6 protein-coding genes and 1 pseudogene are annotated in these 10,531 nt (G+C 55.2%); 1 reads left to right on the forward strand and 6 read right to left on the reverse strand.

Going from position 1 to position 10,531, the window contains the following annotated elements:
• From HHL15_RS25525 to HHL15_RS25550, 5 genes and pseudogenes are all read right to left on the reverse strand, one after another.
• A partial coding sequence (locus tag HHL15_RS25525; protein ID WP_169148601.1) for a transposase occupies positions 1 to 234 on the reverse strand: 234 nt, incomplete at its 3' end.
• 84 nt (positions 235 to 318) lie between these two features.
• Positions 319 to 881 (reverse strand): annotated as a pseudogene (locus tag HHL15_RS25535) (transposase); the annotation flags it as partial.
• A gap of 719 nt (positions 882 to 1,600) precedes the next feature.
• Positions 1,601 to 2,551: a hypothetical protein gene (locus HHL15_RS25540; RefSeq protein WP_169148604.1), complete on the reverse strand. Its 951-nt coding sequence runs from the start codon at positions 2,549 to 2,551 to the stop codon at positions 1,601 to 1,603.
• Entirely contained in the window at positions 2,532 to 7,169 is a 4,638-nt protein-coding gene (locus tag HHL15_RS25545; protein ID WP_169148605.1) for a hypothetical protein, read from the reverse strand. The genes HHL15_RS25540 and HHL15_RS25545 overlap by 20 nt, the downstream gene beginning before the upstream one ends.
• A gap of 1,086 nt (positions 7,170 to 8,255) precedes the next feature.
• Complete coding sequence (locus HHL15_RS25550; protein ID WP_169148606.1) at positions 8,256 to 9,293, reverse strand: IS110 family RNA-guided transposase; 1,038 nt, start codon at positions 9,291 to 9,293, stop codon at positions 8,256 to 8,258.
• Positions 9,294 to 9,944: 651 nt separating this feature from the next.
• Between HHL15_RS25550 and HHL15_RS27080 the strand changes: the two genes are divergently transcribed.
• On the forward strand, positions 9,945 to 10,364 hold the full coding sequence (locus HHL15_RS27080; protein ID WP_408065744.1) for a hypothetical protein: 420 nt from the start codon (positions 9,945 to 9,947) through the stop codon (positions 10,362 to 10,364).
• Here HHL15_RS27080 and HHL15_RS25560 read toward each other — a convergent pair.
• The coding region (locus HHL15_RS25560) for a transposase (RefSeq protein WP_169145893.1) at positions 10,261 to 10,531 on the reverse strand (271 nt) is incomplete at its 5' end. The two genes, HHL15_RS27080 and HHL15_RS25560, sit on opposite strands and share 104 nt — an antisense overlap.

Below are 10,531 nucleotides of genomic sequence, written 5' to 3' on the forward strand. Positions count from 1 at the left end.
CCAGGCGCTCTTGCCGGCCTCGTCCATCGCCGCCGTAGTGATCACCGCTTCGAGTCGAGCGCGCGCAGTCCAGGCCCGCCCTCGGGCGGGCCTGGACTGCGCATCCTCACGCCATCGTTCCAATGTCTGCACCGAAACCCCAATCTCTTGTGATACCACGCCCACTTGGGCGCTCTCCGGCGGCAACAACCGCGCCACCGCTCTGTTCCTGAATGCTTCTCCGTACCGAGCCATCTCTCATCCTTGTCGCCCCCAGGTTCAACATCATAGAGAGGCGACAACTATTCTGACGCGGGGGGTGCCGTCGGTGAGCATCGGCAGGCGCCGTTCCAGGTCACGCATGACCCGGCCCAGGATCGTCCGCTGGCGCTTGAGCACCTTTCTCATCCGCCGGTACTGTTTGGCGTGGGCGTAGCCACCGGCCCGCCGCTTGAGGCTGCGGCCTTCCTTCTCGAAGGTCTGGCGCTGCACCACACCAGACCGTTTGGCGATCAGCACCAACTTGCGCCGGGCCACACGTCGAGCAGCCGGCTGTCGGTGGGAAAGGCGATAGCCTTCTCCTGCATCGTGGAATCGACGATGACCCGCTCCAGGTCCTGCGAGGCGATGGCCTTCAGCGACACCGCGGTTTCGACGGTCTTGGCCAGAAGTTCTTCCACCCCCGCATCCCCCAGCGCGTGACGGAAACGCGTCAGGCCACTCGGGTCGCAGGGCAATCGGGTCTCGAAATACTCACCGCCGCAAAAGAACTGCCAATACGGATTCTCCGCCCATCGTTGAACGACGCTCTCGTCGCTCTCGCCGAACGCGTGTTTCAGATACAGCAGCCCGACCATCAACCGAATCGGCAGGCGCGGGCGACCTGCTGCGCTGGTGCCTGCGCCCGCCACCTTCAAGGTCGGACCAAACAGGTCCAGGCCTTCGAGCACACGCCCTTTGCGATCCTAGCGAATAAAGAGCCGGGCGCAGAGAAAATCCGGGGTTGTCATTGAAAACCTGCGCTCCAAATCTTCCAGAAAGTGAATGTGATTGCACTGGAAACTGGAGGATTCGGCAAGGCCTCAGGAGCCATCAGCCCGCGCCGGGAAAGGGGCGGGCTGATTATTCAGGGGCGACTGTCTAGGAAACCCGGGGCAATTCACAGTCGCTATCAAGATGACTGATTACATCTTACCGGGCAGAGTGCTCATGACTGCCCGTAATCTGCAGGGGCTGAAGGCGCTTCTTGCGCTCTGCGTGCTCGCCGGAATGCTTGGGGCGGTGGGCAACAATAAGGGGACTTAGACTCCAGCCAGGCGGCTGGAGGCATAAAGCTGAATATTGCAGGGCCGACTCGATAGCAAGGGCTCAGCAAATCGGCAAGCATCTGCTCAACCCGACTTCAGACTCAACAGCATTGGATATAATTCAATGCATGGCTGCAATTTTTTGATTACCTTCAGAGGAGAAAATCATGCGCCAGAACGAAAAGCAAGCCGACAACACCCTTGTTTATTGACGCCCCCGAGGCATCTGATGCTGCACGAAAGGCTGAATGTCTAGCCCAGCACAGGCCCACTAGTTTAACGTTTTACCGCCCCAGGCTTTACATAACTCGAACTCACGTTTTCCGTTCGAACGAAAAACTCTGCTGCACAATAATTTTCTCCAACTCCCCCAGGGTTTTACTCTTATCCGTCAAACGCACCAGCGTGAACCCATCTATCTCCAGATCATACGTAGAAAGAGTCACCGTAACGATTACATCAAGATCAATTCGTGCCCCAACAGCCATCCTAAATATAGTCTCATCCGGCGACCCAACAAACACAACCGGCACCCGCTTTCGAGTTCGCATTAAATACCCAACCCCATCTTCCGTGCATTGCCCTGCCTGATGCAATCGGGTGAATGAGGCAACGACTTTATTGGCCTCCAGACTCCCATAGTCCGACAGCCTCAATCGATGAGATGTATTTGACTCAAGAACTCCGGGAAAGATCCCATACGATTTTGGCTCAAACGAGCCCCCCACTCCATGCACAGGAGCACCACGCCCGGCCAAGCTTAATGCATTCGCAGTGAGCTCGCGATTAGGGCTTTGAGCCAACGCATCAAGATATGCCTCAGCCGAAACGACACCATCACGATCATTGTGAGCCAACAACTGCTTCGCCACCTCAAAGGCACCATTGTGGTCGAGCCCACGGCCAACACTCTCGATCGAATGAGGCACTTCTTCCTCTCCGGATGCGTGGTCCGCCCTATCAGCCGATTCCACAACTGCAATGCCCTCAAGTTCAAGCTGCCCTTGCCCCCCCCTTACATCCCCCAAGGCTAGACGGCTCAAATCACGGCTTATATATACCTCAGGGCGGCTTTTAACAACAGGACTACCAAGCAACAAGAGCTGCCTCTCGCCCGCAAAGAGCAATGCTGCAAAGCGTTTTAAACTGACCCAATCTCCAGGCGGAACCATACCTGTAACTACTGACCTCAGGGAACCTATAGGCAAATCACTCACCCACTGTATATCCATCTCCTGAAAATAGCTATTCATAACACGTTCCATCAATATCACTTAAAGCAATAGCCATCTGCAACAGCGCCTCCAATGCAGCCGTGGCACCTCCTTGAACTCTAGGGCTACCAGCCCCTTTTCTTGGCGAGACCATGAATTTGTATCTCTTGCCCTTTTTCCTGCTCGAAGACTTAATTAGAATATCTTTTGCATACCCTCGCAACTGAGGTTCTGCTCCAATCGGCAGCCCACCATATTCAGGCAGCAGCGCCACTATCCAGCCCTCTGGTATTACCCTAACCAAACATCGCAGCGCATGAACGATTTCTTCAGAGGAAGATGTCCCCTCAAACTCTACAACCTCCATCGCCGACTTCGCGCCCCGCAGGACGCCTGCATCACCTACTGCAGCAACAGCTAACGCCAGTGCAGTTCCTTCGCTGATCATTACCCTCCTCCCCTCACCAGGCTGGGATACCGGATCGAGACCTACCGTGACAGCTCCCGAAGGAGTGTCGCACTGACTCAGATCGCGAGCCGTATCTGCTCCCACCCCCATTCGGACCAATCCACCATACCAAATTATTTTTGCCAACACCTCGACTGATTCGCGGCCTTCCCGGATTCCAGCATTGTCACGATTCAAGCACCCCCTTTCTATTCGGCTGGAAAGTTCAAATGTCCGTAACGAGAGTGGCTTTGTATCAACGTTGCCAGCCATGCGCCTCCACGCAGTCAATGCGCCCAATCCTTCTCGCTCCAAACGGTGTTTGTGAACACGCATCAAGCCCGGAGAAATATGTCCCCACTTGGCAAATCCAGGCCCTGGCCAGAATCCGTCAAGCAATCTCTCTCGAAAATACCGAGACACCAATGGCCATATAACAAGGTAAGTCGAGATCGCTGTAAGTGGATGGTGTCTAGCAGCAGCTGCAACCATAACTACAGACCGCCAGGCATCTTCCCCGCTATTCCCCAGTGCCTTGATATTAAATTTGTCATCACGACCTTCTACATGACCTTTGACAAATTTATCGACGCCCTCCAGCAACAAGTCGCACTCCGAGAACCCTCGAAGTGCGTGTCGTCGAATATCGTCTCCAGTCACTTCACGCATAGCTCGCGACACAGCGCCAATCAAAATAACAAACTCAGGCTCGGTAGGTTTCTTGGAGAAAAAAAAGTACTGCCGCGACGGCTCAGCGGCTTTAAGGCGCCGCTTCAAACTTGAAAGCCGCGACGACGTTTCGGAACTCAAGCTGATATAACCTCTGGATCGACCTGCCCCCTTTAGATGCCCAAACCCAGAGGATGTAACGATAACCTTTCCCTCATCCCGATCAAAATCGATGAGACGTATGTAGTGCGCCTCTCTAGCCCTAAGCGGCCCCTCCCGAATTAGCCGCAGGTAACAATCAGCCATATCATATCGAACAGACCCCATGTTAAGGTCACCCAATACCGCCGCTGTCACAGCCTCCCACTCATGATCCCAAACAATACGACTGGCGGCACTGTACTCCGCACATCGCGTAACCTCTCTACCCCCTCCCCCCTTTGGAAATATGGAATCAGGAACACAACCACCTTGCAACTTCCAATATCTGGCAAAGCGGCGCAACGGTGACGGATCAAACTCAAGGCCACGCCTCTCTGCGCCAAGCTTTAACTCACCGTACAACTCTTCCCACTCCGCGTCTGTAAGTTCCAAGGGATGGTCGACGGCCCGCTTATCTAGCGCGCTAGCCAATGACTGCATATAGGCGGCCATCGTACCAACAACAACTGGCTCACCATGGGAGGGTCGCTCACCAGTCTCTTCAACAAGGTACTCAATTACCGCATCGACCATAGGTAGTTTCACAGCGACCTCTTTACCCATTAGCCTCAGGCGATGCTTGAGCTTGACCTTACGTGCTCGATCTTCGCCGTAACGGCGCACCGGATTCGCTATGTCATTGAGGAGACTTACTATTGTGCCGAGGGCCCAGCGCACGCTTTTGGTGCACCGACCGCCTTCCGCACCAAGTTTTTTTTCCTCACTGCCAAGCGGACACTCAGTATCACGCCGTACAAGAGCAGACAAGGCTACGCTTGCCGAAGGCAGCGCTGGAGTTTCGGCCACAGTCAACCAAGGAGGCAATTCAAAATGAGCCAAATTGCGCCCTAAATCAAAAAGAACCTCCAAAGCACGTACGTTGCTGGCAGGCCACATTATATTCGGGAAGGATGCGCGCACCCATTTTAGGGCATCCGCTACCGCCCCTTCAAAAGACGCTCTGACCTCACCCTCCGAGCAAAGTGCAGTCAGAGCAAGCAGCGTTGGCTTCAGAGGAGAAAACACTCGCCTCCGGCCGTTTGACATCACTATTTCACACCAGGGCGAGGCGCCCACATTCACCAACCGCCGCTTTACTAGTTCAGTCCAAATCGCCTTCAGTTGCTCCAAGTTGCTCAGCCCTTCCAAAAGCACAAGCGCAACAATCAGCCCCGGAGCTGAACCAAGACCATCGCCATTAGACAAGAAACTCAATCTCAATCGACAAGCTTGAGAGTAAGCTGCAGCGGAGGAGAGAGAGAAAAATATCGAGCTCCTCCCCAAGCCCCGCCGATCATTATTCACATAAGCCTGAACTGAAGGGCATACCCGATATCTCAGCGAAGCTGCACTAAGAATTATGTTTGAGCATTGAACCTGAAACGCCGAATCCACCTCACTCCAAGAATCACCAATGCAACAAAAATTCAACTCTTCCTCAAGAGCACGACGCAACTCGGAAAGAACGAATATGGGCGAAATACCACTCGCCGAATGATAGGCAGCCCCAGCTCGAGCGCCGTGCCCCGAAAGGGCCCTACGGAGATAAATTGGGTATTTTTTATCAGCCAGAACTGATATCAAATAATGGCGCCCTCCATTTTTTGCGACCCCATAAGCATTCAGCGTACTTTCAATCTCTCCCGACTTCATGGGACTCAGGATGGCTTTTCCATTCTTCAAACTCGCCACAATAAATATCGGCGCATTCCTTTTTTTAAAATTGGCGATATGATGCAGTCGAAGAGCACCTCCGATCCCTGCCCGGGAGAGCAGCTTAGCGAGATACGCGACATCAGACCGGAGTGCCTTTAGAAGGCTCTGAACAACTTTGGTTAGCGGTATTGGCCTAGCACTGGATCCATCAGTCTGCTTGTCTGAGACAATCGCTATCTCAGCGTGTCCAAACATTGCACCGACGGTGCGCCTTTCAATAGCGGTGCCTCGCTCACCGACTAGCAGTGTATAAAGCGCTGCTATCGCCAGTGCCCGCCGGTTGAAGTCATGGACAGCGCTCTCGATTGGTTTGCGCCGCCAGGTATGCGGATCAATCTCCCTGACTGAGTCCGCCAAGCCCTCTGCCGCACGCCGGTACACATCCGGACGAGGCGCCAGCGGAGATCCTACGTACCCATCACGTCGTGCTCCAGCCAATCCATCAAAGCCGAGCCAACTGTAAGTAGCGTTGAGCGCATCGTAAAGACGGTCTTGCCGCAAACATAGGTAATACGGCTCAGCACCGGCGAGAAAGCGAAAGTCCAAGGAACAATATGCTGCAGCCACTGAATCCCCTGTAACCTCAACAATTGCAGCCCCCAACGAATACGCCCATCGGGCGGCATAAGGCCGACGCGCATCGCCCTCGGACCCGCCCCTCAGCACATCGCCATATTGAGAAGCCACCAATTCGATGGATCTATTACCAAAGAGACGCTCTCTCAGCGTTGGGGCATCACCTTGCAACATGACAGCAAGTGAATCTGCCGCCAATTTCGGCAAAGCGCATCGCACCTGAGTATCTGGTCTCCGGCCACCAGCCAGAATTGAAGGCGCCAATCGCTCTCGAGTCACAATGGCTTGAATATCCCAAACACACTCGCCAGACTCAACATCGATCCACACATCACCGTTATCGAAAAATGGCAGGCGTAATGCCATTCTTGCGGGCAACCCCGTTGCAAGCGACACCAGAGCTACGAGACCTAAACGTCGGCTGGGCTCTGACCCGAATTTGACGACATCGGCTATCCGCCTTACTACTCTTTTCAATTCACTCGGACTTAACATGGCCCAATCACAGAGCCCCGCGACTCCACTGAGAGACGCATTAATTGCTCTCTGGTATGACCACCGGACGAGACTACCATCGATAGCCTCTTCGCTATCAAAGAATTGTCTCTGTTGACTTTCGGACAATAGGGCCTTCGGACCACCGCATTCTGGCGAAGAAGCTTCAGCTTTCAGGCGGGGGCTTTCTGCTTGCTGCGGAACCTTGCATGATTTGACGTCCCGCATAATACTTGCTATCCAGCACCCGAGATCTTTCGCGGGCTCGTATGAAATACTTGTAACGGCCGAAACGATACGATCCGCATTTGAACTTAGAGCATTAGCGAGTTCACACCAATGGTGGCGATTTCGACTCCGATAGCTTGACCCCGCCAACACTGCCAATAGTTGTTCTGCCCGGACCTTTGGCAAGGGCTTCGACGCCAGAAGATGCCAGAGAAAAATAGCACCCAGAACAATCAATAAATTTTGATTATGCGCATCACTGCGCTGCATAGCGGCATGCCCCACGATCTTAATCGCGAGTTTATAAGGAGGACTCACCGTATCAATATCTGGCATGGCCCTGATGCTAGGGCCAAGAGCTTCCGACTCGGCCAGTAGCATTCGGACTCGATCGACCCGCTCCCGTAACGAGACCAACCCATCGATCTCAGTTGAATCAGATAGCTTTCGGAGACTGACGCCGACCCCTTTCAACACAGGGATAAAGCCAGATGCGTTTCGCGGGCCAGCAACGGTAGCAAGCACACCTTCCGCTAAGGAGCAATCCAGGCCCTCGATTCCGAGCCCCTTAAAGCTGAAATCCATGCTTAGTGACGTCCAGCGCAAAACGTACATTCGCGATCCGCTCGACCCTGTCCGTTATGCTTGATTAAAGATAAATTCTGTGAATAGGAAGTCAACTTCATGGCTGTCATCATCAAAAGATCCTGACTCAACAATATCAGCCGACGTTGCGAGAAATTATTCTAGGCACGACGATTTTCGAGGCCACTGGAGACGATACCGGCACATCAGCTTTTTGAGCCTAAGCAACACCGAAAATACGGCAACTCCTGTACATTCACGCAGGTTTAACGAAGTCGCCCCCTCGGAGCGAGTATCACCAACCAGCAAATACCATTGACCTACTGACGAAATTTCTGTGCAGCGCACGCCCCAACACGGAGACGTCTCTAAACAGATCACTTGGCCTCTGCTCTATAACAAGAGTCGGTGGGCACACCCGCACACGAACCTCTCGGCATAGCACCCTCAGCTATACTCACGATGTGGGCAAGCTAGGCCCTCTCTAAGGACTTCCCCGTCAAGCACCATTTTCCAATGACCGGCCGCCAGGCCGGTTTTCCTTTTCTGCCTACCTGCTTTTCCTTTTCTGCCTACCTGCTTTTGTTTCCTGACGCCTGCACACACGCAACAGATCGGACAGACAGACTGCCTCTCTCTAATCGGCCTTGATCGGGTCTCGCCCGGGGCCATGCGACTAACCGCACCAGCAGGCCTCAATCATTCGTCGGCGGCATCAGGGAAACGGGGATCAGCTGTTTCTCTTTTTGATTCGCCATCAGGTTAGCCAGGCTCTCTGCTGGTCGGTCTGACCTGTTCGTCTATCGCTGATGTGCAGTTGCCATTGCTCCGTTGTGCTCAGCCCCGTTGCCAGGCCTGTGGATTGTAGGACTGGCCCTTGGCCAGCACCGCCCACAGTTGCCGGGCGTGCTTGTTGGCGATGGCGACCAAGGTCTTGTGGTAGCCGATCCTCCCGTTGAGCACGACGATCCACCGCTGCAGACGCGTCAGCTTTTCAGGAGATTCCCGCCGCTGCTTTCGAAGCGTCGCCGCCAAGACGCTACGCGCACCTTGCACAAGCAGAGTGCGCAAGTAGTCGTCCCCTCGCCGCGTGATCCGACCCAGCTTCGTCTTGCCCCCGCTGCCCGACTGACTGGGCGTGAGACCGAGCCACGCAGCAAACTGGCGTCCGTTCCTGAACATGGATGCGTCACCCACGCTGGCGGTCACCGCGTCGGCGGTGATAAGCCCCACGCCGGGCAGATCCCGCGCCCGCTTCGCCAGCGAATCGGTTGCTTGCTGTGCAGTGATCTGCCGGTCGCATTCGCCGATCCGGGTGTCCAGGCCGTCGAGTTGGTCGCGCACGCTCTGGATCAATCCACGCAGGGCCGGGGACAAGGTGATGTCGAATTCCCGTCCTGCCAGCAGCGCACGCAAATGCTTGGGGCCGGGATCGGCGAGCAACCCACGAATGCGGTTAAGAAGGGCGGTGCGTTCCTCCACCCAACCAACGCGCAGGCTGCGCCAGGCCAGGCGCTGTTGCTGAGCTTCGGTTTTGACCGGGATGAAGCGCATGCCGGGCGACAGAAGGGCAACGAGGATTGCCTCGGCATCCGCCCGGTCGTTCTTCACCGACTGGCGCTTGCGGTAGGGGCGGACAAACTCGGCGGCCATCAGGCGCGCCTCCAGGCCCAGACGCTGCGCGGTCCGGCCCCAGTGGTGGGCACTGCCACAGGCTTCCATGCCGATCACCGTGCCCGCTGGCAGGGTGCCAAGCCAGGCGAGAAACCCCACCCGACTGAACTCGTGCCGCGACACGATCCGCCCGGCGCAGTCCGCCACACAAGCGACGAAAACGTTCTTTGCCAGATCCACACCAACCGTCGTAGTATCCATTTTGACTTCCCTCCTCGCCATTCAGATTGACTTTCATCAATTCAATCTTGGCACTTCGATGCCCGGTGGCAAGCCCACCGAGCGGGTGGGGGAAGTCCTTTTGTAGTCATACCTCTCTACCTAGCAGTCGGAGCGCATGATCGGGCCGGCATGCACAATCAGCCAGCTGGCAGTTACGGTTTCAGAGTCAGGGGACGCAGCTCGCTGGGCAGGCGAGTAACTTGAGCGACCTGTCCCCGCATCAGGAGGAAAGAGCCCCACAGATTTCATAGGCACGATCACGGGACGGGCCATTGCCTCTCGTCTGGTCAAGCAGTCGCTCCTAGGAGGCCGCGCGTAGCAGTGCAAATTTCATTCCAACCGACAAGCTCGAAACCCGCTCGATTTTTTCCGAAATCAGAGAAAAAATGAAGACCTGAAAATGCCTAATCGGATCTGCTCATTCATACCTCACCGTTCTCGGCCGTGCTAAACGCACGCCTCGCAGCGGTCTCATTTGACCACCTGTCAAATTGAAAGCGCCGTGGATGTCTCCTAGCTGCCCCCTACTCCGCACTTCTGATGTTATGGTTTCCCAGCTGTACACGGCAACCGCTAAACTAAACAAGAGCTATTGGAGAGACATAAACCATGAGCGCCCCCTATAGGATCATGGTCTGGGGACCAGGACGCATGGGCAGCCTATGCATTTGGGAAATTTCTCATTCCCCTGCTTTCGAGTTGGTTGGAGTACGCGCTTACAGCGAAAGCAAATGCGGCGTTGATGCCGGTGATCTCGTGGGTATTGCCCCTATGGGAATCACACTCACATGCGACGTGGATGCACTCTTGAGAATTGATTGCGACTGCATTGTGTATACGGCCCACGACGAGGGCCGCTACCACACGGACGACGAAATCCTGATGCTACTTGCCGCAGGAAAAAACGTAGTCACCCCCCAGGGCTCCCGCAGCTACCCATCCGACATCAATCCTCCTCCTCATCGCCGTCGGTCTCTGGCTCAACCGCCAACCCCAGCAAGGCAGCCCGAAACTCATCCGAGGTCGCAGCCAGCAATCGCTTGGTCTTGATGCTGGTTTTGACCGAGGTGTTCAACCGGATCAGGTTCAACGCGATATGGCGCACCAACGCGAGGTTATGGGCAACGTGGCCGGTGCGAGCGCGTGCGTAGTCATCGCCAAACTGAACATCCAGGCACCAGTGCAACCGGTTCTCCACTTCCCAATGGCTGCGCACG

The organism is Zoogloea dura (assembly GCF_012927165.1).
Classification (GTDB): domain Bacteria; phylum Pseudomonadota; class Gammaproteobacteria; order Burkholderiales; family Rhodocyclaceae; genus Zoogloea; species Zoogloea dura.